This is a genomic window from Streptococcus sp. M334 (assembly GCF_000187745.1).
Taxonomy (GTDB): domain Bacteria; phylum Bacillota; class Bacilli; order Lactobacillales; family Streptococcaceae; genus Streptococcus.
This window is the reverse complement of sequence record NZ_GL732490.1, coordinates 54526-80843: the sequence shown is the minus strand read 5'-3', so window position 1 is coordinate 80843 and position 26318 is coordinate 54526. Positions and strand designations below refer to the sequence as shown.

At 39.5% G+C, this 26318-nt stretch carries 20 protein-coding genes and 1 pseudogene; all 21 read right to left on the bottom strand.

Annotation, left to right across the window (positions count from 1 at the left end; all coding sequences use genetic code 11):
* Positions 1 to 55: 55 nt before the first annotated feature.
* Positions 56 to 925, bottom strand: a complete 870-nt coding sequence (locus HMPREF0851_RS12675) for a helix-turn-helix domain-containing protein (RefSeq protein ID WP_000968021.1) — start codon at positions 923 to 925, stop codon at positions 56 to 58.
* A gap of 3 nt (positions 926 to 928) precedes the next feature.
* Positions 929 to 1315, bottom strand: a complete 387-nt coding sequence (locus tag HMPREF0851_RS12670; protein ID WP_000567927.1) for a Mini-ribonuclease 3 — start codon at positions 1313 to 1315, stop codon at positions 929 to 931.
* The gene (cysS, locus tag HMPREF0851_RS12665; protein ID WP_000591109.1) at positions 1308 to 2651 is read right to left on the bottom strand and encodes a cysteine--tRNA ligase; all 1344 of its coding nucleotides are present in this window, start codon (positions 2649 to 2651) and stop codon (positions 1308 to 1310) included. Before cysS ends, HMPREF0851_RS12670 begins: the two co-directional genes overlap by 8 nt.
* A 17-nt stretch (positions 2652 to 2668) precedes the next feature.
* Positions 2669 to 3190, bottom strand: a complete 522-nt coding sequence (locus tag HMPREF0851_RS12660) for a dihydrofolate reductase family protein (protein WP_000301982.1) — start codon at positions 3188 to 3190, stop codon at positions 2669 to 2671.
* A gap of 300 nt (positions 3191 to 3490) precedes the next feature.
* Positions 3491 to 4375: a GNAT family N-acetyltransferase gene (locus tag HMPREF0851_RS12655; RefSeq protein WP_000613615.1), complete on the bottom strand. Its 885-nt coding sequence runs from the start codon at positions 4373 to 4375 to the stop codon at positions 3491 to 3493.
* 11 nt (positions 4376 to 4386) lie between these two features.
* Positions 4387 to 5004 (bottom strand): serine O-acetyltransferase, encoded by a 618-nt coding sequence (gene cysE / locus HMPREF0851_RS12650; protein ID WP_000539977.1) that lies wholly within the window; start codon positions 5002 to 5004, stop codon positions 4387 to 4389.
* Between the two features lie 15 nt (positions 5005 to 5019).
* A complete protein-coding gene (gene pnp / locus HMPREF0851_RS12645; RefSeq protein ID WP_000166423.1) occupies positions 5020 to 7233 on the bottom strand; it encodes a polyribonucleotide nucleotidyltransferase in 2214 nt (737 codons plus the stop codon).
* 561 nt (positions 7234 to 7794) lie between these two features.
* On the bottom strand, positions 7795 to 8661 hold the full coding sequence (gene metF, locus HMPREF0851_RS12640; RefSeq protein ID WP_009014391.1) for a methylenetetrahydrofolate reductase [NAD(P)H]: 867 nt from the start codon (positions 8659 to 8661) through the stop codon (positions 7795 to 7797).
* Positions 8662 to 8762: 101 nt separating this feature from the next.
* Positions 8763 to 11012, bottom strand: coding sequence for a 5-methyltetrahydropteroyltriglutamate--homocysteine S-methyltransferase (metE, locus tag HMPREF0851_RS12635; protein WP_000108227.1), 2250 nt, complete (start codon positions 11010 to 11012; stop codon positions 8763 to 8765).
* Between the two features lie 572 nt (positions 11013 to 11584).
* Positions 11585 to 11877 (bottom strand): annotated as a pseudogene (locus HMPREF0851_RS12630) (helix-turn-helix domain-containing protein).
* Positions 11878 to 12063: 186 nt separating this feature from the next.
* Positions 12064 to 12429, bottom strand: coding sequence for a TIGR02328 family protein (locus tag HMPREF0851_RS12625; RefSeq protein WP_001241813.1), 366 nt, complete (start codon positions 12427 to 12429; stop codon positions 12064 to 12066).
* Complete coding sequence (locus HMPREF0851_RS12620; protein ID WP_000438478.1) at positions 12413 to 12817, bottom strand: YbgA family protein; 405 nt, start codon at positions 12815 to 12817, stop codon at positions 12413 to 12415. Before HMPREF0851_RS12620 ends, HMPREF0851_RS12625 begins: the two co-directional genes overlap by 17 nt.
* A 130-nt stretch (positions 12818 to 12947) precedes the next feature.
* Entirely contained in the window at positions 12948 to 14033 is a 1086-nt protein-coding gene (locus HMPREF0851_RS12615) for a HigA family addiction module antitoxin (RefSeq protein WP_000066250.1), read from the bottom strand.
* Complete coding sequence (locus HMPREF0851_RS12610) at positions 14026 to 14364, bottom strand: type II toxin-antitoxin system RelE/ParE family toxin (protein ID WP_000767872.1); 339 nt, start codon at positions 14362 to 14364, stop codon at positions 14026 to 14028. Before HMPREF0851_RS12610 ends, HMPREF0851_RS12615 begins: the two co-directional genes overlap by 8 nt.
* 130 nt (positions 14365 to 14494) lie before the next feature.
* The gene (locus HMPREF0851_RS12605; RefSeq protein WP_000588999.1) at positions 14495 to 16102 is read right to left on the bottom strand and encodes a type I restriction-modification system subunit M; all 1608 of its coding nucleotides are present in this window, start codon (positions 16100 to 16102) and stop codon (positions 14495 to 14497) included.
* 22 nt (positions 16103 to 16124) lie between these two features.
* Entirely contained in the window at positions 16125 to 17720 is a 1596-nt protein-coding gene (locus tag HMPREF0851_RS12600) for a TIGR04141 family sporadically distributed protein (RefSeq protein WP_000162798.1), read from the bottom strand.
* 13 nt (positions 17721 to 17733) lie between these two features.
* A complete protein-coding gene (locus tag HMPREF0851_RS12595) occupies positions 17734 to 18990 on the bottom strand; it encodes a restriction endonuclease subunit S (RefSeq protein WP_009014390.1) in 1257 nt (418 codons plus the stop codon).
* Positions 18991 to 19015: 25 nt separating this feature from the next.
* The gene (locus HMPREF0851_RS12590; RefSeq protein WP_000989493.1) at positions 19016 to 20389 is read right to left on the bottom strand and encodes an SIR2 family protein; all 1374 of its coding nucleotides are present in this window, start codon (positions 20387 to 20389) and stop codon (positions 19016 to 19018) included.
* Positions 20373 to 22238 (bottom strand): ATP-binding protein, encoded by a 1866-nt coding sequence (locus HMPREF0851_RS12585; protein WP_000841197.1) that lies wholly within the window; start codon positions 22236 to 22238, stop codon positions 20373 to 20375. The genes HMPREF0851_RS12590 and HMPREF0851_RS12585 overlap by 17 nt, the downstream gene beginning before the upstream one ends.
* A 5-nt stretch (positions 22239 to 22243) precedes the next feature.
* Positions 22244 to 23233, bottom strand: coding sequence for an SIR2 family protein (locus HMPREF0851_RS12580; RefSeq protein ID WP_000229486.1), 990 nt, complete (start codon positions 23231 to 23233; stop codon positions 22244 to 22246).
* Positions 23234 to 23266: 33 nt separating this feature from the next.
* Complete coding sequence (locus tag HMPREF0851_RS12575) at positions 23267 to 26281, bottom strand: type I restriction endonuclease subunit R (protein ID WP_000616893.1); 3015 nt, start codon at positions 26279 to 26281, stop codon at positions 23267 to 23269.
* Positions 26282 to 26318: the final 37 nt, after the last annotated feature.

The following is a 26318-nucleotide window of genomic DNA, read 5'->3' as shown; positions in this document are numbered from 1 at the left end:
TCTATGGCAAGATGACCAAAAAAATAAAAAAGTTCTGTGCAACTTGCACAAAACTTTATAGAATATCTGGTAAAATCAATTGATAACACAAGGTCAGATCGGTCAATTCCTTCAACTGAAGCCCTGTCAATTCTTCCCATTTATCAATCTTGTATTGGAGAGAATTACGGTGCAGATAGAGTTGCTGGGCTGTTTTTGTTAGGACAGCACTATTTTCCCAAAGAGAGAGAATAATTTCCTGAATCTGATCCTGATCCAGAATCATCTGGTGCAAGCATTCCTTGATTGCTCTCAGGTTCACAAGTCTTTCTCCCATACTCCAAAGATAGAGTTGTGAAAAAGTATGAACACCTTGGTGACCCTGACGCCACCAAGTCTTAAACAAATCTCGCTCCGCTTTGATTAAGTCTGATAGGGCTTGATGCCCCGTCTGAGACCAAACTTGACCTAACATGATAGAGAGACGAAGTCCAAAGTCATACTCAACCGCTTCAATCGTATCACTTAAAATAGCTCGTACAGAGGTGTATTTGTCTTGTTGAAGCACGAAAACATAATCCTGAGCTCCGACCTGAATCACCGTCTGACAGTTAGGAAAAAGAGTCCGCATCATATCTAGCCAAGAAGCTAGATTTTCCTGCTGAAAATAGGACAGATGACAATAAACCAACTGAATCTTTTTAAAAGTTTGTGGTGCCTGTCCCTTCCCCTCAATCAGATAGGAATACCAAGGATTGAGCGAACGAGCCTGCTCCTGCTGGGTCAAAAGAGAAATCAACTGCTTTTCACGCTCACTGAGCCCAGCTTCCTCCAGCAAAATCCACTGCTGAGAAACTAGAGGGAGAGTGAGAAAGCCCTCTTTCTCTACTGGTTGGTCTGAAATCTGAGCTTCAGGAAACCAGTCTTGTAGTTCTTTTGCCATCATGTCCTAGCCCTCCACTTTTTGGATGCACCATGAAATCAAGCTCTCAAGACGTTCCAGATTTTCAGTCATATGGAGATAGCCCATCACTGCTTCAAAACCTGTGGACATACGGTAAGTCACCACATCAGCATTTTTGGCCTTGGTGTGACTATTGGTATTGCGACCACGTTTGTAGATTTCTTCTTCTTTTTCCGTCAGGACTTGCTCCTCCAACATGAGGGAAATCAGGCGAGCCTGAGCTTTAGCCGACACATACTTGGTCGCCTCTTGGTGGAGTTTATTGGGCTTGGTCATACCTTTGAGGATGAGGTGACGGCGAATATACATAGAATAAACCGCGTCCCCCTCAAAGGCTAGCGCAATCCCGTTAATGAGATTGACATCAATCACGTGTCCACCTCACTCCATCTTTTGTATCCAATAGTTTAATGCCTTGAGCAGCCAGTTGATCACGAATCTGGTCTGCTGTCGCAAAGTCACGATTGGCACGCGCTTCTTGGCGTTTTTGAATCAAGGCTTCAATCTCTGCATCCAAAACTTCCTCAACAAAGACAATCCCAAAGACTTCCAACATAGACGCAAGAGCTTGCTTGACACTTGCATCATAATTGCCAGAGTTTATCCATTTGGCCATCTCAAAGACAACTGTGATACCGTTGGCAGCGTTAAAATCTTCATCCATAGCGGCTACAAACTTATCTTTAAAGGTTTGTAACTCTTGAGCATCTACAGTTCCTGAAAATGGTTGCTCGTAAGTGTTCTTCAAATACTTGAGATTAGTCTCAGCGTCTCGCACTGCCTTTTCCGTAAAGTTGATAGGCTTGCGATAATGTTGAGTCGCAAAGAAGAAACGAAGTACTTGCCCATCAAGAGTTTTAAGGGCATCATGTACGGTAATAAAGTTGCCCAAGGACTTGGACATCTTGACATTATCGATATTGACAAAGCCATTGTGCATCCAGTAGTTGGCAAAGGTCTTGCCTGTTTTGGCTTCTGACTGGGCAATCTCGTTGGTGTGGTGTGGAAACTCAAGGTCAGCTCCACCGCCGTGGATATCAATGGTATCACCTAAAATCTCTGTCGACATGACTGAACACTCGATATGCCAGCCCGGACGACCAGGTCCCCAAGGACTATCCCAAGAAATCTCGCCTGGCTTGGCAGATTTCCAGAGGGCAAAGTCTACAGGATTTTCCTTACGAGCCGTTTCTTCATCGGTACGACCTGAAGCACCCAGCTCCAAATCTTCTAAGGTTTTATTGGCCAACTTGGCATAATTGTGGGATTTTTCCACACGGAAATAAACATCCCCTTGACTCTCGTAGGCAAAACCTTTTTCAATCAAGTCTTCCACAAAACGGATAATGTCAGCCATAAACTCCACCACACGCGGATGGCGAGTCGCAGGTTTCACGCCCAAGGCCGTCACATCTTCACGAAAGGCAGCGATGTACTTGTCCGCAACTTCCTGAGGCGTGATACCTTCTTCCTTGGCACGGTTGATAATCTTATCATCCACATCTGTAAAATTGGAAATATAGGCAACTTCGTAACCGCGGTACTCAAAGTAGCGACGAATGGTATCAAAAGCCACCGTCGAACGAGCATTCCCCACGTGGATATAGTTGTACACCGTTGGCCCACAAACATACATCTTAACTTTGCCGTCCTCAATCGGGACAAATTCTCGCAAATCACGAGACATGGTGTCGTAAATTTTAATCATGCGGTCCACTCCCTTCTCTATTTCTGACTTTTTCGGCTGAAAACCAGCTCTGCAAAAGGACCAAATTGTCTAAGGCTATCCAGTTGGTAACAGCGCTGCCCTTCCTCTTGGGTAAAGAGGGGAACCCCCTTTCCCAGGATAAGGGGCGCTATCTGAATAATGAGGTGGTCGAAAAGATCTGCATCCAAGAGCGGTCCTACCAAGGAATTACCACCAATCACAAAGACATTTTTGCCTTTGTCAATCTGGTGAACAAAGTCCACCACATCCCCAGCTACTGGCTGGTAATTGCTGACAGGCAGGTGCCTATCATGCGTAAAGACATAGTTTTCCGTAGCTTGATAAAAACTTTCTACATCTTGCAAATCTTGAATTGCCTCAAAAGTCCGCTTGCCCATGATGGTGATATCCATTTGCCTGTAAAACTCATCATAGCCTGTATCCTCTACAGAACCAAGCTGATGCAACCAGTCTATCCTGTGCTGGCTGTCTGCCAAGTAGCCATCCATGGTGATACAGCCGTAAAAATATACTGCCATTCTCGTAGTTTCCTTTCTAGTTCTGCTTCGCCTTCACTTAGCGGGATAAGCCCAGATGATTATACCTAAGCTAATCAAAGTATTCAGCAAAATCCTTGCTGGACCAGAAAAATAAACCAGAAAACAGCAATTCCAATCTGCAGCAGAACGGTTCATTCTTAAACATTCAAGCGTCTCTCCTGTCTACTTCCGGCTCAAGGTGTCGTAAATTTTAATCATAAATCATAATCAGGAAAGCTAAAATCCAAGAACAGTTAGTTTCATCACTAAGAGTTCAATTCAATTTCAGTCCGAATCTCTCTACACTTCGGAATCCCTTGCTCCTTTCTCATTCAGATAAACCACCTGGGTCTGTTTGACAAAGCCAATTTTTTCATACAAGCGCTTGGCACCTACATTGCTATCTTCCACTGCAATCTGAAATTCCTTATCATTTTGCTCAACTAGTTGGTTGACAAGGAATTTTGCTAAGTAGCTTCCATAGCCTTTCCCACGTTCAGGTTCCGATATTGCTAACCCGTAGAAGTAATTCGTATCGCTCGATAAATCAACCGTGCAAGTCCCAATAACCTGACCGTCTTTTAACAAAATATATAAGCGACTTTCTGGATCCTTCAGAGCTTCAGCGACATATCTATCCACAATCTCTCTAGACTCATGTTCCTCTGAAAATGCCTGAAATTTTAACTGACTGATTTGCTCCTGATACGAACTATCTGCTAACAAAACTTCAAGATTAGAAACCTTTGCTAACTGATAAGGTTTTCTATCCTTACCTAACCAGGTTTCTGTATCCTCATCCTCTACCAATCCCCAGTTGCTAACAAAATCAGGATGGCGGTCTAGAAAAACACGCTCTGTCTGAAAAGTGACTGAACAAATAGAGAAAGAAGCTGTTTCTTTCTCAAAACCAGTAAACAATGCACGCGCAATCCCCTGACGGCGATGATTTGGATGAACCAGTATCGTCACTTCCACATCTTGGTCATCTGCATAGACAGTTAATAAACCAACAAGTTCGCCTTTTTCATAATAAAGGAAAAAGGCGGGCATGTTTGGGTCAAAATTAAGCATGTTAGAGAGATAGGGATCACGATAGGTACCGTCATAGTTTTGGCAACACTTAATTAGTTTTTTCGCCTCAGATAACTCCTCTTGGCTTAACTTGTTTTTTGCTTGAATCATATAGGTATCCTCTACAAACCAGACGATCTGTGACTAGCTTCTTTAGCCTGCTCGAGTTTATTGACGTAGTACTCTCGTTTTTCTTCAACTTCGTGAATGATCGGCTCGTCTTTCTTACCATGTACACGGACAATCTTAGCAGGAATACCGACCACTGTCACATCACTAGGTACGTCTGCCACGACAACTGCTGCTGCACCGACTTTGGCATTTTCACCGATTTCTACCGGTCCGATGACTTGGGCATGAGCCGATATGAGAGCTCCTTTACGTACAGTCGGATGGCGTTTGCCAACATCCTTACCAGTCCCACCAAGAGTCACCCCGTGATAAAGAAGAACACCTTTTTCAACGATCGCTGTTTCCCCAATCACCAAACCCGAACCATGGTCGATAAAGACACCTGAATCAATCTGGGCACCTGGATGAATCTCAATCTGAGTCCAAAAGCGCCAAAACTGACTGTGCATACGAGCCAAGAGTTTGAAGCCATGCTTCCAGAGAAAATGTGAAAGACGGTGGGCCGCCAAGGCCTTGACACCTGGATAAGTCAGTAAAACCTCCAAAGTGGTGCGGGCCGCTGGATCATTTTCTTTTACGATATCAATGGTTTCGCGCCACCATCCCATACATTTCTCCTTTTCTTATTCTGAATCTTTTGGTGTTTCTGTAAATTCTTTCTTAGGTTTGTGGTCCTTGTGATGACGTGGGCGGTGAGGTCTCTCAGACTTTTCGCCTTTTTCATCACGTTCAGGTTTTGGAGGACGAGGAAGAAGAGCTTTCATAGAAGCATCCACACGTCCTTTTTCATCAATCTTGATAACCTTAACATCAACTTCATCCCCGATTGCTACCAAGTCTTCGACATTATTGGTACGCGTCCAAGCCATCTCAGAGATATGAACAAGGGCATCTGTCTTATCAAAAAGGTTAACAAAGGCACCAAATTTCTCGATACGAACGACTTTGGCACGGTAAACTTCGTCCACCTTAGCTTCACGGACCAAACCAGCAATAATCTCTTTAGCACGATTAATGGCATCTTGGTCGCTAGAGTAGATAGACACATTTCCTTCTTCGTCGATATCAATCTTAACGCCTGTTTCAGCGATAATCTTGTCGATGGTTTCTCCACCCTTACCGATGACAATCTTAATCTTGTCCACATCAATCTTGATGGTATCAATTTTCGGAGCAGTTGGAGCCAATTCTGGACGAACTTCTGGAATGGTTGCTTCAATCACATCAAGGATTTCAAAACGAGCTTTCTTGGCTTGGGCAAGAGCCTCAGTCAAGATTTCTGCAGTAATCCCTTGGATCTTGATATCCATTTGAAGGGCTGTAATCCCGTCACGAGTACCTGCAACCTTGAAGTCCATGTCTCCAAAGTGGTCTTCCAAACCTTGGATATCTGTCAAGACTGTATAGTTGTTTCCATCTGAGATGAGACCCATGGCAATCCCTGCTACTGGCGCCTTAATTGGCACACCACCAGCCATAAGAGCAAGAGTTCCCGCACAGATAGAGGCTTGAGAGGAAGAACCGTTTGATTCCAAAACTTCTGCTACTAGACGGATAGCGTATGGGAATTCTTCCAAGCTTGGCAAGACTTGAGCAAGGGCACGCTCACCGAGAGCACCGTGACCAATCTCACGACGACCTGGCGCACCGTAACGACCTGTTTCCCCTACAGAGTATTGTGGGAAGTTATAGTGATGCATAAAGCGTTTCTTGTACTCTGGGTCCAAACCATCGATGATTTGAGTTTCCCCCATCGGAGCCAAGGTCAAGACTGAAAGAGCTTGAGTTTGGCCACGAGTGAAGAGACCAGAACCGTGTACACGAGGAAGGAAGTCAACAACCGCATCCAAAGGACGGATTTCATCGACCTTACGACCATCAGGACGTACCTTGTCTTCTGTGATCAAACGGCGCACTTCAGCATGTTCCATTTGTTCCAAGATTTCAGCAACATCACGCATGATACGGTCAAATTCTTCATGATCTGCATATTTTTCTTCGTAAACAGCAGTTACTTGGTCTTTGACTGCTTGAGTTGCAGCTTCACGTGCCAATTTTTCTTCTACTTGAACAGCTTTTTGGAGGTCGCTGTTATAGGCTGCGATGATTTCAGCTTGCAAGTCAGCATCCACACGAAGCAATTCTACTTCTGCTTTTTCCTTACCGACAGCAGCAACGATTTCTTCTTGGAAAGCAATCAATTCTTTGACCGCTTCGTGCCCTTTAAGAAGGGCTTCCAACATGATTTCTTCTGACAATTCTTTGGCACCAGACTCTACCATGTTGATGGCGTGCTTGGTACCAGCTACTGTCAATTCAAGGAGAGATTGCTCTGCTTGTTCTTGACTTGGGTTGATGATGATTTGACCATCCACATAACCCACTTGGACACCGGCGATTGGTCCGTCAAATGGAATATCTGAGATAGAAAGCGCCAAGGATGAACCAAACATAGCAGCCATTGGTGCAGAAGCATTTTCATCATAAGAAAGCACGGTATTGATGACTTGGACTTCATTACGGAAACCTTCCGCAAACATAGGACGGATTGGACGGTCAATCAAACGCGCTGTCAAGGTCGCATCTGTTGAAGGACGTCCTTCACGTTTCATAAAGCCACCAGGAAACTTCCCAGCCGCATACATTTTTTCTTCGTAGTTGACTTGAAGAGGGAAGAAATCCCCAGTTGCCATCTTCTTAGACATAACGGCAGCAGTCAAGACAGTTGACTCACCGTAACGTACAACAACAGAGCCATTGGCTTGCTTAGCAACCTGACCAGTCTCTACAATTAACTCACGACCCGCAAAAGTCGTTTGAAACACTTGTTTTGTCATTTTAATCCCCTTTGGATTGATAATATTATACGTCTTGCCTACAAAGATCAAGATACAAAGCCGTTAAGCAACTCAAAGGAAAATAGGAAATCGGACGACGGAGCGACTGCTCCTAGGCAGATTTATCTTTTTCCAAAGAGTTGTAGGCGTGTTCAATTCTCAAGATACTAAGGGCGTGAAGAATCCCATATGAAAATAGGAGATTGACGCAGTGTACCATGTACACCAGGAAATCTATCTTTTTCACTAGGGATTTAGCCCGTGTTCAACTACTCAAGATATAAATCATTAGAAAGGTTTGATGCTAAAGCATCTAATCCTTTCACGCTAATCGCTATCAGGCAATTAGCTAAATGCTTTACTAACTCTCTCGTCAAATAACATCGATTTGACTCGTTCGTGTCGCTAATCCTTTCAGTTTAAATGCATTATTTTTTAATACCCTCATCTTTGTATCAAGTACGTACAGAGTCTATTTTATCATATTTTTCTTAAAAAGTGCGGTCTTTACCATTAAAAAGGAACCATTCCCCTCACCTGAGAAGAATGGTTTGCTTTTTATTATCCTAGAGACTGGTGATTAAACAAGGCATGAGTTGCTTGGTGGATGTATTTTGCAGTTTCTGCATTGTTCATAGTGTAGAGATGCACACCGGCAACATCCTGAGTTACCAAGTCCACGATTTGGTCCACCGCATAGGCAAGTCCTGCTGCTCTGAGCGACTCAGGGTCATGCTCATACTTGTCTAAGATGGCTTTAAATTTGCGTGGAAGATGGATATTCTCACAAGTCTTCAAGAGACGGAGAGCCTGATTTCGATTCAGAATTGGCATAATCCCTGCATGAATAGGAATATCAATCCCAGCCAAGATGCACTTGTCTTGGAAATCATAGAAGCGCTCATTGTCAAAGAAAAGCTGAGTTACAAGGCTCGAACAGCCTGCATCTACTTTCTTCTTAAGATTTTGAATATCTGAAATCTGATTTGGTGAATCTGGATGCCCTTCTGGATAACAAGCACCAACAATATCAAAGTGAGGGGCTTGTTCCTTGATGAACTCAATCAAGTCGGTTGCATAGCGGAAATCCTTTTGTGGTTCCACATCAGGAATAATATCCCCACGAAGAGCCAAGATTTTCTGCACTCCAACCTTGTCCAAATCAGCAATGGATTCAGCAACCTTGTCCTTAGTCAAATAGATGGCTGGCAAATGAGCAATAGTCGGAATCGCCAAGTCATTTTGGATAAAGTCGGCCAAACGGACCGTCGTTTCCTTGATATTAAATTTATTATTGCTGGCAGTCACACTGATAAAGTGGGGAGCCAACCCCTGCATATCTTGAAGAGCAGAAATAATTTTATCATTACCCACGGCTGGGTTGGGAGGGAACACTTCAAATGAGAGTGACGGTGTTTGGCGTGACATAGTCATTATCCTTTTCTAGTTGATTTTTTCGTTAGCTGGACTCCTAGAACCCAAGTGAAACAGGCAGATTGACCAAACAGCGCTTCTTGAGAAATCTTATCTTACAATTTCTCACGCGCAGCTTTAGCTGCTTCAACAAGGCGGAGCAAGCTTTCTTTTGTTTCTGGAATACCACGTGTTTTCAAACCACAGTCAGGGTTGATCCAAACTTTCTTGCTTGGTACTTTAGCAAGGATAGCTTCGATAGTATTATCGATTTCGCCTTCGTTCGGCACACGAGGTGAGTGGATATCGTAAACCCCAGGTCCCACTTCAGTTTGGAAGTTTTTCGCTTTGAGTTCGTCCAAGATTTCGAGATTTGAACGGCTAGCTTCAAAGGAAATAACGTCCGCATCCATGTTGTCGATAGCTGGAATGATATCTGTAAATTCTGAGTAACACATGTGAGTGTGGATTTGTGTATCTGGCGCTACTGTTGAGTGTACCAAGCGGAAGGCAGGAATTGCCCAGTCAAGGTAGTCTTCGTACCAGTCGCTACGACGAAGTGGCAATTTTTCACGAAGAGCAGCCTCGTCGATTTGGATGATTTTCACACCAGCAGCTTCAAGGTCAAGCACTTCATCCTTGATAGCAAGGGCGATTTGAAGAGTAGAATCCTTGATAGAGATGTCTTCACGTGGGAATGACCAGTTAAGAATTGTAACAGGTCCAGTCAACATCCCTTTAACAGGTTTGTTTGTACGGCTTTGTGCATAGCTAGACCATTTAACAGTGATTGGGTTAAGACGAGTAACATCACCCCAGATGATTGGTGGTTTCACCCCACGCATACCGTAAGATTGTACCCAACCATTTTTAGAGAAGAGGTAACCTGACAAGTTTTGACCGAAGTACTCAACCATGTCATTACGCTCAAACTCACCATGAACAAGGACATCAAAGTCGATATCTTCTTGCCATTTGATCCATTCATCGATCGTTTCAGCAAGGAAAGCGTCGTACTCTTCTTGAGACAATTCACCTTTACGGTAAGCCAAACGTTTGGCACGAACTTCTTTAGTTTGAGGGAATGAACCGATAGTTGTTGTTGGAAGAGCTGGAAGTTTGAAAGCTTCTTCTTGGATAGCTTCACGTTCTGCAAAGGCTGGCAAACGAGTGTAGTCTGCGTCCGTCAAGCCAGCGATGCGCGCACGAAGTTCCGCATTTTCACCAACACGCTCAGTCGCAAAGAGTTCTTTGTTGGCTGCAAGAGCTTCTGCGCCTTGACCATTGCGGATAGCATCCAAATCACGAATCTCATCCAATTTTTCAACTGCAAAGGCAAAGTGGTTCAAGATAGCTGGTTCAAATTCTTCATTAGCAGTTGTAAATGGCACATGAAGAAGTGAGCATGAGCTTGTCAAGACAATGTTTTCAGCTGGGATTTGCTCAAGAACAGCCAAGCTCTTTTCGTAGTTGTTGCGCCAGATGTTTTTACCATTGACAATACCTGCATAAAGAGTCTTATCAGCTGGGAAACCACCTTTAACGAGTTCAAGAGTTTTCTTACCTTCAACGAAGTCAAGACCGATAGCATCAACTGGCAAGTTCACAAGGTCAGCATAGACGTCACGAACGTCTCCGAAGTAAGTTTGAAGCAAGACTTCAAGTCCTTTTTTGTCAGCCAAGAGTTTATTGTAGAGATTCAAGAAGAGAGCTTTTTCTTCGGCAGTCAAATCTTTCACAAGAGCAGCTTCATCCAATTGGATGCGAGTCGCACCAAGTTCAGCCAATTTTGCAAAAACTTCTTGGTAAGCAGCAACTAAGCTATCTACGAAGTCTTCTGCTTTCACGCCTTCTTCAAAGTCTGACAATTGAAGGAAAGTGAATGGACCTACAAGAACAGGACGAGTGTTCAATCCAAGTTCTTTTGCTTCTTGGAACTCATCAAAGATTTTGTGACCTGCCAATTTTACTTGAGTGTCTTTTTCAAATTTAGGAACGATGTAGTGGTAGTTGGTGTTGAACCATTTCTTCATTGGAAGGGCGCGAACGTCTCCTTTTTCTCCTTGGTAACCACGTCCCAAAGCGAAGTAGCGCTCAAGGTCAGACAAGTCCAAGTTTTGAACTGAAGCAGGTACCACGTTGAAAAGGAAAGCTGCATCTAGGAAGTTGTCATAGTGAGAAAAGTCATTTGATGGGATTTCAGTGATGCCTTTTTCTTTGACGATGTTCCAGTGTTTTGCACGTAAGTCTTTTGCGGCTGCCAAGAGTTCTTCTTCTGAGATTTCTTTTCTAAAATATTTTTCAGTTGTAAATTTTAATTCGCGGAATTCGCCCAAACGAGGGAAACCGATGATTGTAGTTGACATGATGTGTCCTCCAAAATTTGTTGTTGAAACTATCTTAACAGAAAAGAAAGCGTCTGTATAATTGTAAAAAATTAGGCTTTGGTATAGTTTGAAACTATACCTCTGTTTCAAACAAAAGAAAAAGACCCGAGACAAATGCCTCAAATCCTTTGTGTAGCTTATTTTAAAGCCGTATTTCAGTTAGACTGTTCAAATGTGTTATTAGTAATTCTTATAAGTGACTATGACTTGTTATTAGAAAAGACTATAGGTTGATTTTTCTTTTGTAATTCTGACATTTCCCTGAAAAGTGCGGACGGGAGCAACTTACTTCGTAATTTCATTCCTAATTTTTGAGCACTTCGCTTTTTCATTTCTATGCTCAGGCTAAAATAGTTCCCCGAACTATTTTACTCTCAAAAATTCCGTTCTAGATAATAATAAATTATTATCTAGAATACCACTATAGCGGGAAATATCCGATAAAAGCTCACTTCGTTCGCACTTGATATAAATAAAGCATAATTTTTCTATATTATACACTTGAGGCACTATAACTGTTAAATTTGTTAAAGTTTTCCAACCTCTTCCTATCAACTCTTTCTCTGTTCAAGTGGGACGATTGCTAGTGTCTTTCCTAAACTGGCTAAAACTTTCAATACCGTATCCAACTGGGGACTAGTCTTTCCTGTTTCCATTCTAGCTATGACAGGTTGACTTACTCACTAAGTTCTTCTAGCTTTTTCTGGCTGATTCCTTGCTCATGTCTGGCCTCAATCAATTCGCTCATAATAGCCACTCGCATATCACTTTCAAGGATTTCCTCTTTGCTAAAGAGCCCAGATTGGACATCCTTCCAATTGCTCCCAATAGCACTATTCTTCATCACTTAACCTTCTTTCTTTTAAGTCCTTTAGTTCACGCTTGGTTTTTTTAAAATTATAACTCAAAAGTTATTAAAAGTAAATCTGAACACTCATAAAAAGAAGACCTTAGAATCATTCTAAAGGTCTCATTTTTATTATTCGAAAAAATTACGAGAAGAGTTATAAAGAGTTGATAATTCTTACAATTACTCTAGCTCTATCCCCTTCTCTCGGAGATTGTCCAGACACTCCTTATAGTAGGCAGCGTCATGTTCGCTGTATATAGGACTAGTCAACTTCTCCTCTACTAAGTCTTGATAAGGAGGGCAGGTCTTGCCACGATAGTTCTTGTCCAACCATTCTGGACTGACATTGTAGCCACGATCAGCCATCTCCTTCATAATCGAGCGATGATAGTCATAGAGGCGATAGGGCGAGTGGGTAAAGACATAGTCCACCGTCGCATGCTTTCTGCCCCAGCCATTACCACGCAGGGCGCAACACTCTCGATGTTGCCCCAAAAGTTGAGGACGGGGAAGTTGAGAAATTAAGTCCTCATGCCAAAGTCTCATCGGAGTCTCCTTTCAGTAAAGTCGAATGTTGCAAGTAAGTATTTGGATAAAGTTCAAGCAAGTCCCGAGTCTTAGCTATTAAATCTTCCTTAGAAGCCTGACCAAAGCGATAGCGATCCAGCAAGAGCATATAATCTTGTCGCTCGGCATCTACCGCTTTCTTTTTGAAATAGCCCCAAATATGCTGAAAGGCGTTGCAAACCTGACCCCTGTGTTCTGGAATCTGACAGGCACGGTCAATCATCTCCTGAACCTGACTCACCTCCACCTCTTCATTCTTCAAGTATTGGCGAATCTCATTGTAAATATTGCTGGAATGGCTCAAAACAAGGTATTTGTTTCTAGCCCAGAGTTGCTGGCACTGGGATTTTTGGTTAGTTTGTTCCATCTTGCTCCTTGCTTTTTATCAGTTTCCAGGAAATATGGAAACAAGGTTGTATCTTAAAAATGAGCGAATTAATGACTTCACATGACTGAATGTATGACTCTTTTTTCTTCTTCTAAAAATTTCCTGACACTTAGGAAACAAAGTAATAATTCTCTTTTAGTTCTCGGAAACGGTCAAAACCTAGAATACCCTCATTTTGTAATCTGCCCAAAACGACACTAGGATGAATATCTATCTCCTCAGAAAATCGAAGGATATCTGTCTTATCAAAGTTTCCTGTTTCTACAAAAGCTTGATAATCTTCTGGTCTAATCAAGAAATCTTTTGCAAACCGGTCTGCCTGTTCCTCAGAACGAAGATAGGACTCACTGTTTCCTTCATCAGATGAAAAATCATTTTCCAGAATGTGCCCAATCTCATGGAAGAGTGAGAACCAGAAAATATCTGATGCTTTGTTTCGATCTGTAAGTAAAAGCAAGGCACTACCATTGCTAAATTTTTTAGTCGCTCCATTTAGATTGGCATTTGGCAAAGCAGGTAGACCTACTAGGACAACACCACAATCTAGCAAGATATCATACAATCGTTGAGGAAAAACTTCTGGATCTTGTCTGGTCAACTCTCTCAAAACAGGCAAGCTTTTCTCTAGCTTTTTGCGGTTGAGCTTGGTAGTTGTTGTATCACGTGCTTTTTTAGATGCCAACTCCAGCATGACATTGGAGTTGACTATACTTTTAGTCGTAAACTTACGTGTATTACGATAGCTGACTAAATGGTTAAAAGATGTAAGGTTTTCTAAACTTGCCACCCCTAGAATCTTTCGAAGCTCGATAATCTTTTCCTTCAAGCTATAGCGTTTGTCTGGCACGTAGCCTTCTTCCTTAAAATACTTGAAATCAATCATCTCACAGATGTCTTTCTCGCTACCTTCTTCTAGCTCTTTTTGTTCTACAATCTCTGCAACTTTTACATCGTAAGTATTCTGAAGATTAAGCCAGGTTTGCATGGAAACTCCACTTAGCTTGGCTAACTTATGAGCCGTTTCCTTACTAATGGACTCCTCTGCATTGACCAGCTTGCTGATAGTCTTTGCCGAAACTCCCAAACGCTCCGCAAATTCCTTCTGCGTTACATTATAATCTTCGATTAACTCACTGACATACTGGCCTGGATGAAAAGCAATCAGGTCTTTGTATTCAACAATTTTATTACTCATAGTGATTGCTGACCTCCTCTATTTTTAAGATTTCGATCTCAACAGGATTTGGAAACACTTTTTCTAAATCCTCGTCACGAAATTTTACAATCAACCGATAGGAACTCCTTCGACCATCTATATCCAAAGCAAACTGCCCCTGTCTCTTTCCCTTTAGTTGATGAAAGTGATATTTAGGAAAAGCTGTCACACTAGCTAAAGAATCCGCCGCTTCCAAAAAGTTAATCAAGAGATGCAACTTTACAGCAACCTTATCCGAAAAATCCTTTTTCGCTCTCCTCAGCTCTGTGCACTGCTTTTCAACAGTTTTGTTTGTATAGATAAGCTTCATATGTCCCTTTCTGTTAAATTAAATTACCTTTTAGGTAATTTAATTATATCATTTTTAGAAAACAAATACCAACCAAAAGTTAATTTGGCTGGTATTTCAAATCTGATAGATGTATCTAACTATTTCTCCATCACCCTCCAAACTCTTTCAAAAACTCTTTGAATTCAGCATCGGCTTCTGGTGTGGTTCCGTGTAGTTGACCGAGCATTTCAAGTAGAGAAGCGGTTTGGTTTTGGATTGCTTCATTTGTCGTGTTAATCTTGCTAACGATGTCTGTCAGTGGCTCGACTTCTTCTTCCTCAAAGGTATCTACGTAACGAGGGATATTGAGGTTGTAGTCATTTTCGACGATTTCCTCATAGCTCGCCAGATGGGCAAACTTGTCCATCTCCTCACGAGACTTGTAGGCTTCCAGAATCTTCTCTATATGAGCATCCGTCATGATATTCTGATTTTTCCCCTTATCAAACTCCTTAGAGGCATCGATAAAGTAGACATCACGGTCGGTACGGTTCTTTTTGAGAATGATGACCGTGGTCGGAATACTGGTGTTAAAGAAGATATTGGCTGGAAGACCGATAACTGTGTCAATGGCCCCCTCTTCTAACAAGGCCTTACGAATTGTCCCTTCCGCATTGCCACGGAAAAGAACACCGTGGGGAAGGACGATAGCCATAACTCCATTATCTTGCTTGAGATGGTAGTAACCATGCAAAAGAAAGGCAAAGTCAGCCTTGGACTGGGGTGCCAGTTTCCCAAAAGGAGAGAAACGAGGATCATTCAGGAATCCAGAGTTTGCTGACCACTTGGCAGAGTATGGAGGGTTCATGAGAACACCGTCAAAGTTGGTTGGCTCTTGAGTCGGCCAGTCTTCATCCAAGGTATCGGCATTGTGGAGGAATTGATTCTCAACAGGAACACCGTGCAGAATCATGTTCATCCGAGCCAAGTTATAGGTTGAAGTATTGAGTTCCTGACCAAAGTAGACTACTGTCTGCGGTTTATGAGAGTACTTCTTGGCATTGAGCAAGAGGGAGCCAGACCCCATAGTCGCATCATAGATGGTAAAGCCTAGCTGGTCCTCACGACCCAAAAAGGCAATCTGAGTCATGAGCTTGGCAACAGGCTGAGGTGTATAGAACTCACCAGCCTTCTTCCCCGAGTCAGTCGCAAACTGACCGATCAGATACTCATAGGCATCCCCCAGCATATCACCAGCATGTCCAGCCACATCTAGCACAGCCAACTCCTTCATGACCGCCGCCACCGTTTGGTTTTGCTTTTGCGGAGTCGCCCCTAGCTTTTTAGAATAGAGGTCAATATCTTCAAAGAGATTTTCATAGAGTTCATCACTCTGCTCAATATCTCTAAAACCCTGAGCCAAATCTTCCAACTGGAAAGTTCCCTCATTGACACGTGCTACCAGAGCCGTAAAAGTCAACTCAGGCTTGATACTATAGTTGAGTTCGTCCTTCATGACTGCAAGAAGATCCTCGTGAGTGTCCGCATCCTCATAGTAGTTACGATAGACCTCAAGGGCAGCCTCTAGACTCTCACTCCCCTCCTCCATAGTCTCCGCCACGAAAAAGAGCATCTTATCTGACAGGTACTTATAAAAGACCATACCCAAAAGATAGGACTTGTAGTCATTAGCATCCATCTTAGAGCGGAGAACATCCGCTGAGTTCCACAGGGCTTGGTAAAGCGACTGGGAAGTTTGTGTTGTTTCTTTAATCATAGATCTAATTTTTTCTTTCTTTTTAAACTACTGGAATTTTTAAAATTGAATATTTAAATCCCATGCTTTTTAATTGTTGAATCGCATTAAATAAATTAACCATTGAAAAGAATGGTAATATATCAGAATTTTTTACTTTTCCTGTTACTCGTTTATCTAAGATTGCAAATACAATTTCAAACTCATTATTTGTCTCTGATAGATTCAGTATTTTACAACCGCATTTTTTATTAATGAATTCTTTCATTTTAATATCCTGAGCTAAGATAGTAGCAGACACAACACCCTGAGAAAATAAATGACTTAATTTTGACGAAGAACCTCCTTTTTTTACATGAATTAACTTTTTGTCTTTGGTCACAATATCTGCCACTTCAACACTACTTCTTCCATAACTATCCCCATGATACATTTCTTTATCCAATATATAGTAATCTGGATGACTTGCAGAAAATGCTTTATTAAAATCTCCTTCGCTCTGTCCATTAGAAGCTAGGAGAACAATTGGAAGCATAGTATCTACAATATTATTAATTTCAGTTTTTATAGTATTAAAAAATTTTTTATTAATTTTATACCAAGAACCATAACATAAAATATATTTTTCTCTGTTATAATCTATTTCGAAAATTAATGATGAATATAAACTTCCAACTATTCTTTCCTCATCTGTGTCTCTATATTTGGCAACTAATTTATTTCGTTTTAAAGACGATATAAAAGTGCTACTTGATTCATTTTTTCCCCCTATTTTTGAAAAATATGCGTTCGAATCAATTTCAATTGAAAACTCTCTTTCTCTGTTTCCAGTTCCAGTAAGAAAAAAACCTTCTACATTCTCCCAATCAAGTAAAGTATTAGGAGCAATGGTTGGACAGCGATCCTCTGTTATCTCCAGGTATAATTGATTATCTAAATCATATTTTAAATTTTTTTCTCTCACTTCCAAAATATTATCGAGCCATGAAAAACCATTATTTTTATAATCATTTTTTTTATAACTATTATAATAAAAATCAATACTATCTTTAATATCAGTTATATTCATCTTTCGACTAGCTACTAAACTATCTGTTCCTACAAGAAATGATGCTACACTCTCCAAAGCAGGCGCTCCTGAGACAGACTGTAATAGATTTTTCCTAGTATCTAGAGCAAATATATCTTGAGAAGCATAAATCGAACTTTGTCTTTGAGATGAGACTATGACATCTTCAATACTAGTTATATTCATGCTTCTTATTTTATCTTTATCTATTAAATTAGCTGCAACTTTCAAACCGAAATTTCGAATAATAGCTGATTCATTTAACATTGATCTACCATATCCGAATGTTATACTAAAAAATCTTCTTTTATATTTTAATACTACCACAGCCTTATTAGGAACATTTTTAGCAAATTCTATCTTTTGGGCAGATAATTGATTCAACTCATCCTCCCAAGAGGGCGATTTAGGATCTGATTTTTGAACAAATATTTTCCCCTCTAGCCCAATCACACTATTTAATGGGTATTCATCATATTTAAACTTATCTTTTAGACAATCTTCAAAATTTTTAACTAATCTACTATTAAGAAACAAAGAAATTTGAGTAGTTTTTAATTTTTTCGTCATAGTCTCTCCAATCTTATATAAACATATCCTGCAAGAGTTTCTTTTTGAGTGTTTCCAATTGAGAAATTTTTTCTTGGTGTGAGTTGATGAGGTTATCGAGGTTTGAAAAATAGAAACCGATGGCTTGTTGTTCTTTTTTATCAGGATAGTAAAATTCATATTTCATTAAGTTTGATGGACTTATTCCAAATACTTTCATACCTGTACCTACTTTATAGCCATATTTTCTAAATGTTTGAGTTTTAAACATGAAATATAAGAAAATTGAATCAAAAATTGACTGAGGTCTAACAGCTATCGTATGAAGGCCTGCAACTATTTTTTCTGATAGAGCATCAACAACTACTGCAACTTCTGCAATTCCTTTGTAATCTTCTGAAGCATCAGCGAAAATTAAATCTCCCTGCTGTAGAAATTCACTTAATTTTGTATCAGTTTTAATATATGGAATTGAATTTCCATCATCTATCATAGAAACTTTTCCTAGATGAATATCACCATAATGTATGTACTTTAGACCTGTATCTTGATTCGTCTCAACATCTCTTGACAAAGAGTAAGATTTTACACGATCTGTAGATTTTTCTAAAGTAGTTTTCTCCCACTCACCTTCAAATCCATCCAAACGAATCTCAGGGACTGTCTGTCCAGCTTTGGGAAACATCTTGGATAGCATAGTCGCCTTGAGAGATTGGTAGTTAGCGAGATTGTCCTTATAGCTCGCCAAAAGGTCGTCGAGGGTACGAAAAAGGGTACCGATGGCGGATTGTTCTTGAATATTAGGCACATTAACCTTTATCGTCGCTATATCACTAGCATTGTATGAAGGAAGGGCACCGATTTGTGCATACTTGGGTAAATATATCGTTTGAAATAATGTCAAACCAAAATCTTTATCCCATGATTTATTAAGAGAATAACTCATAGTATTATTGTCAATCAGAAAAGTTTTAGTAACTAACCGTTTTCTATTTAACATTAATGCAGCACCGACTTTAGCAAAGATGATAGCTGGGGTGTCTTTAACAACATTCCAGCTATTTTTCACAATTTGCTCCTGTGTAACATAATTGTTTGCATTTCTCATCTCAGTTTCATTTCCAATATTATTCATATCAGAAACCTTAAAAAATGGAATTCCTTCTGTACCACCTTGTTGACTATCTGGAAAGCCTATACCTGATTTAAAACTTCCCAGCTGACCTAATTTGTAATTACCCCACTTGTTATTAAATTCTTTGAATCTTATTCTGGGATTGCTCTGTTTCATCATTTAAATCTCCACTAAAATATATCTAACAATACCATGGCATACAATGAGGGATTACTCCATTCTTATAGGGAGTAACATTTTCTTTACAATAATGATAAAGTTTTGGAATTCTATTATCATTTAAGTAGGATAATAATGTTTCTAAATCATCAAAATTTTTACCATTAAAATAAAACATAGGTGGTAATAAAGCATCTTCATTTTTTCCACGAGCAAACAATTCTAATGCCAAAAATCCATCAGAATACCCCAGATCATAGTAAGCTCGCAAATATTCATTTTCACTCATTCTTTTGTTATATAAATATAAATAACTATGAACAACGTCATGAGTATAATTTGGCATTAATACTCTTCCTGATTTTTCATCAGCTATACATCTTTGAAAAGCATGTATCATACCATCTTGGTATGCAACTGTCAATAGTAGTTCGGGATACTCATGCAAAATTTCATGAAAGTTATCATCATTCATCCAACTTAAGTGTTTATTTATCAAAATTTCATTTTTATCTTTTGCAAAACGATATACCTTACTGTCAATCAGAGTTCCTTGCTGAATAAGTTCTTTTTTCAAAGATTTAACAAAAAATGTCCCATCAGTAATAATCGGGATTATATTTTTAGGGTGCTTCTCCAACCACTTTTCATCAATTGTCACTAAATAAAATTGATTTGCAAACTGTCCCAAATCATCTGAAAGAATTTCAATAATTTTATTCAAATCTTCGTCACCAAAAGAAAAACCTACAAATACTACTGTTTTTGTTGATAAGATAGTTTTTAACCTATCCCCAATAGGTTTTGTTGACAATTTTTTATAGCAATTTTCATAGTCATTCTCAGTTGCAATAATTGAACCTATATTTTTAATAGAACCATGAATTTTAAAAACCCTTTTATCAAATGTATCCCACAAAGCAACATCTTCATTATAAATAATTGGAAACATATCACAATTGTCTTCAAACAAAGTATCCCAATTAGTTGTTATTACAGTTCCAACCTGTGGAATTTTAGCAACTTCTTTGTGAAATTCTGAAGCAATACCATATAGTTCCGGAAAATTATCGATCATTTGAAATCTTCTATTTATCCTTTTAAATAGTTCTTTTCTACCATTTACGACATTTTCACAAAACAAACTCATCAACTTAGAAAAGGATAGATTATCATCTACTTCAATATGATTTTTATATACCAACTCATCTTTTATATCCGTATAAAATGAAGTAGGCATAACTTTTTTTGACTCTGTACTTATACCTGCACCACAGAAAAATACTAAATCTCCGTTAATTGTTGCTTGAATGACATCTTCAGGCAATGTAAAACCATTCTCATTGTCAGATTCTCTGCCCCCTTCAATAAGTTTTCCTTTAACTTTTACCATCATTTCTACTCCATAATTCTGTTAAAATAACATCATCACTATTCGGTCTAATTATTTTTTCTTTCTCAACCTTTACGAATACTGGAACTTGAATAGCATTACCAGTAATTATAACTTCTCCTTTACCTAAACTAGGAATTTTATTAAAGGAAGTTTTATCTAGCGTAGGCATAGTATTTACCAGCATTCGTAAATCATTATCATTAACCAATCTATGGATGAAATAATTATGAACTTGTGAAAGAATAGTCGGTGAAATATCTGCTGGTCGTTGACTAGACAAAGTTAAGTAGAAACCAAATTTCCGTCCTTCCTTAATAATTTCTTCAAAAATATTCAATCTGTAGTCTTGCCAAGTATCTCCTACAGAATGATTTTGAGCATTTAAAATATTATGTGCTTCATCAATAATCAAATGACTAGTACATGTAACATCGTTTCCTGATGTTTTCGTTTTCTGTTGGTCATAGACCATCTTAGAGATAAGCATAGGAATTAATCTAGTAATCTCCTGATTAGCATGAACAAGATTAATAATATTTAAACTAGAAAAATCTCCTTCAATGCTCTCTTTAACTTCAACAACCTTTTTCAAACTATTTAAAGCTGTATCAATTCTATGAAATAAAGGATTAATATGCTCAATGTTTGTTGATTTCCAAGCTGATTGATGTACTTTTTGAAAATCAAGATGAAACTTCAATTTGTCAATTTCAGATAACGAGTCAAATTTAGTCTTCAAAGCTTCCACTATTTTATCAACTTTAAGATAATTTATTTCAGAATCAGCAATAGGTGTATTGGGATTAATAATATATTTATAAGTACCATTAACTAACGTATAATAAGATTCTGTATTGTGATTATAATATAAATTACTTTTTAAAACATCAAATAAATCATTATCAATGTACTTCTCTGCAATAGATATCCAACTATCTTTAGAATCTAGACTTGCAGAATTCCCAGTAGTTAAAATCCTTTTTAAAGTTCCTACTACAAAATAGGAAATACTCTCACCATTAAACTGTCTTTCTTTCCAAATATTAAGCGATTTTCTTAAAAACGGAACTTGTGTAGCCGAAGTCGCTCCAAATAGAATTGACAAAATATCTGGATCAAATAAATAATCTGAGGTTATGGGAAGTTTATCTGTTGTTTGATTTTTAGTATTAATTTCATATACTTTTTTATGGGTACTAGTCACACCAAAACTATCATCTTTTGTATATTCACCATTAAAATCAACAACATAGAATTTTGAAAGCTCTAAAATTTTTTCTCGATAGTCTGACCGAAATAATTCTAAAAACAATTTATGCAATGTATTAGATTTACCACTACCAGTATTCCCAAACACACCAATATGAGAAGCAAAAATTTTATTAATCGATAAAGGAACAACTTGACCTTCTAAGATTGACTTTCCAATAGAAATAGTCGGTTCAGACTTATTAATCCCATATATTAATTCTAAGTCTTTTTTTGAAGTAATACATACTTCATTGCCAATCATAGGTACATATTGACTTGTTACTTGGAATTCGCCATTTTCAATAACACCTTTAGTTTTTAAATGAACGATTCGATTTATAGAATTCTTTGAAAAACGATTATCAAATTCTGTACTTTTAATTGTATTTTGTTGATCAGCAACTTTTTCAGTAACAACAGAAGCGATAATTTTTACATTATTCTGCAAAATTGTCAGATATGCTCCGATTTTAGCTCCTTGTAACACATCACCATACCACAAATATTCTGCATCATTAGATAGTTGATACATTCCAACTTGGGAAATATCACCATCCACACCGACAATGACACCCAGTTTTTTAATATTCGACTTCATACTAATTATTCCTCAAAAGACATATCTCTAAGTAACTCAGTTAGATTGCTAAGATCGAAACTAAACTGGTCAACTTCAACTTCATGCTTTGTTTTATATTTTTCCTCTAATTCATTAGGTGCAATGACATTCAAATTTCTTGGACAATCACTGAGGCCCAAATTTGTTAATATTTTTTGTTTATCAGATTCAGAATAACAAAATATAAAGACATTTAATTCAGGATTTTTCAAAGATCTGTTCAACATTTTAGCAATATGTTTATCTTGAAATGAGAATCCAATAACAATAAGAATAGATTGTGGTTTATCTAACTCAAGTTGAAATACTCTTAGCATGTCATGAAAATGATTGTTTAGAAACGTTTCTTGACCCTCTAAGCCCGTTGGTTTAACTACTACAGGATTTTCAACTACACTTTGCCTTATTAAAATATTGTCCTCTTGCCCTCTTTCCCAGTTCATCGAACCATGTGGTTTAATCAAAGATAATGTAGGAAGTTCATTAAGGTAATTATCATTTAATCCCCTATATGCAACAGACTTATTATAGTTAGCACTATCTAAAATTCTATTAAAATATCCATTACTTCCATCATTAAAAACAAATGATTCATATTTCATCAATTCATCTAGTGACTTCTCAATAAAGAGATCGTAGTTAGTAGTAAAAATATTGATATTTTTTGTCACTTGTCTAGAATTTGCATGGTAAAGAAGTTGAAGTACAACTTTAATAAATTCAGAATATCTTTTTAAAACTGCTTTAATATTATCTTCATCATTAGCATTACTAATATCTTCAAGAACTTTCATTGAAACTGCTTTAACTTTATCAGATAGTAAATTATTAGCTTCCTCATCTGAATTATCTTTACTTTTGAAAAAAGACATTAAAGGTATTGCTGGAACTGAAGTTCCTGAACCAATTAGAAAATTAAGCCTCTTAGTCATTGCAAAATAACGTAACTGTTTTATATCAAATTTTTCAACCATATTTGTTCCTCGAATAAAAATAAAATACTTCCTCTACATCCCAACCCTCAATGGCTCGATGACTTCCTCCACTAGTTGGGTATAGGCTTCCTTGATTTGTTTTTTATAGAGGAGAGGATTGAGGGCATCCGCTACCTCTAGCTTATAGTCCTGATAACGCTGGCTCTTAGTCAGCTGACTTTCTCCTAGTTGTTTTTTAGCTCCCTTGCGGTAGTGTTCGACATAGTAACGGAGTTCATCCTCACCGACATACCAGCGTTTGCTAAAGACTTGGATGTGTTGTTGGATGACAGCCTCAATCATCTGATCCAAGATATTTGCGATAGACTGACCACGATAGCTTTCTGGATGTTCTTGGACTTCTCTCCAAAGTTCAGTGATAATCTGGGCAAGATTTGGATTTGTCTTCTCCAGACTTTGGATATAGGTATCCACTGCTTCCCTGTCCTGTACGCTGAGACTCTTTTCCTGACTCTGCTCTTGCTCAATCAGGCTTTGGATCAAGGTCAAGATATAGGCATAGTTGATCTCGTCCACTTGGATAGACTCCAGTTCATAGTGAATATCAAGTGGTTCACCATCGTCACCGCCAGTCCCTTCTCCGCCAGTCCCTTCTTCGTCACGACCTTTTAGTTCAGCAAGGATATTTTTATAGAGACCGAGATAGGCTTCGAGCAATTCATCATCTAAGCCAGCCTCTTGGTAAATCTCAGCTTCATCATACTCCTTGTAAACTCGAATAGAAGCTAGATACTTATCAAAGACTTGGTAGGCCTTGGCGATTTTTCTCAACTGAGGAATCAACATTTGTTCCAGCGGGAAGCCTTCTAGTGGTTCATTAGCAATAAGATTTTTGAAATCACTGCAACTCCGTAAAAAGTTCCTCTTTTCCTCTTCCCAGCTTGGGGCTAGGACCTCGTTTTCACCACCATTTGAGTAGAGCCTGAGGGCATTATCCACTGCTTCCTTAAAGGCTAGAGGCTTTTGGAAGGTGATGATATGCCCATAGGTCTTACTGGAGTCAAAGATCCGATTTGTTCGGCTAAAAGCCTGAATCAAGTCCTGCGGTTGCATGGGTTTACGGTCGATAAAGAGAGTCGACAAACAAGGAGCATCAAATCCTGTTAAGAGACGATTGACCACGATGACTAAGTCCAACTGCTCCTTGCGATAGAGGTATTTATCCTGCTTTCGAGCTAGGCGGTTATTGACATCCGTATTAAAACCACGAAGATCCGCCATGGTAAAGTGGGTATCAAACTCTTGGTTATAGTCCTCTAAGACCTGCTTCATGTGGGCTTGGTTGTCTCTTGAGTCTTCTTCATTTTCTGTGACCGAGTAGGTGATCGTCGCCTTTGGAAAATCAGGAAGAACCTGCTTTACCCTTTCCGATACCTTGACCCTCGTCTCCCCAGCTTTGACCCGTTTGAGCAAGTCATAGTAGGCTTGGGCTTGAGGGATTGACTTGACGGTTAGGATGGCATTGTAGGTCTTACCCACTCCTTTTTGGAAGCCTAGCTGTTGACGGGATTTATTGATAATGGCATCCAAGACTTCCAGCATATGCTCCTCATCCTCATACACGGTATCTGGTATGTCATTTTCAGATTTATCCGTGATGAGGGTATTGCGATAATCCACCTTAAAACCTAAGACAGCTCCGTCATGGATGGCTTCCTTGACTGTATACTCATGGAGACGGTCACCGTACTGTTGTTGGGTGGTCTGAGCTAGGTCGCCGACCTGCTGGCGTTTATTTTCCTTAAAGATAGGTGTGCCTGTAAAACCGTACCATAGAGACTGTGGGAAAAAGGCCTTAATATCTTTTTGTGTTTGAGGTGTTACAGCACGGTGGCATTCATCCACCACAAAGGCCACTCGGAGTCCCTTGATTTTGTCCGCATCTCGTTGGTAAAGTCCTTGGTCAAACTTACGCATCATGGTGATGATTTTCTGGATGGTCGTTACCACCACACGCTTATCGTTACTTCCTAGTCGTTTGACCAAATCATGGGTATTATCCGTCTCATCAATATCAATGACATCATTGGTCGCATAGGAGAGGAAGGATGAAGTGGTCTGTTGATCCAAGTCCCTGCGGTCAACGACAAAAATTGTCTTTTGGATGGAAGGAATCTGAAGGAGATTCCTCGCCACCTTATAAGAAGTCAAGGTCTTTCCTGAACCTGTCGTATGCCAAACATAGCCAGACTCCTGACGACGAGAAGCTTCCTGAACAGCCTCAATAGCATGGATCTGATAGGGGCGCAGAAGGATAAGAGCCTTCTTGCTATCATCAAGGACAGAATACTGCATGACCATCTGGTGGGCACGAGGGATGGAAAGGACTTCGTGAGCAAAGCTGGTCAAGCTCGTTATGGGTTGATTATCCTTATCCACCCACTTGGTTAGAAATTGCTTGTTGAGTTTATTTTCCCTAGCTGCAGCGATATAGCGTGTATCTACTTTATTGGTCACAACAAACATCTGTAAGCTAGAGTAGATGCCACGGAACTTGCCTTCCCTATCATACTTCTTAATTTGATGAAAGGCATCTAGAAAAGCAACTCTGGGACTTTTAAGCTCGATCTGAATCATTGGAAGGCCATTGATCAAGAGGGTCACATCTAGCCTGCGGTCTTTATCCTGAGGATTTATCTTATCTCTCTCGACTTGGTTGACAACCTCATAACTAGACTTACCAGCTGCGATATTGTCTCGCCAAATGACAGATAAACGGATAGTCCCCAAACTAGCATCTTCTCTCTGAACCTCAACCTTGGCAATGCCATTTTCGCCGACCAACCACTTGGCCGCATCATAGTAGCTAACAAAGTTCAGTTGATTCTTTATCTGGCGTTTTTCCTGTTCTGTCAGGGGATGATCTGCCAATAGAGCAACATTGTTCTGGGCTAGCTTTTCAAAGAAGTTTTCCCATAATTGCTCTTCAGTTTTAAGGTCATCTCTGTAAGTCCATTGACTTTCCCCAGTCACCAGTTGGTTGATCAGTTGTTTTTCTATCTCCAGTTCTGGTTTTACCTGTATCATACTCTCTCCTTTGCTACTTGTCTGCTCCCTTTATTAT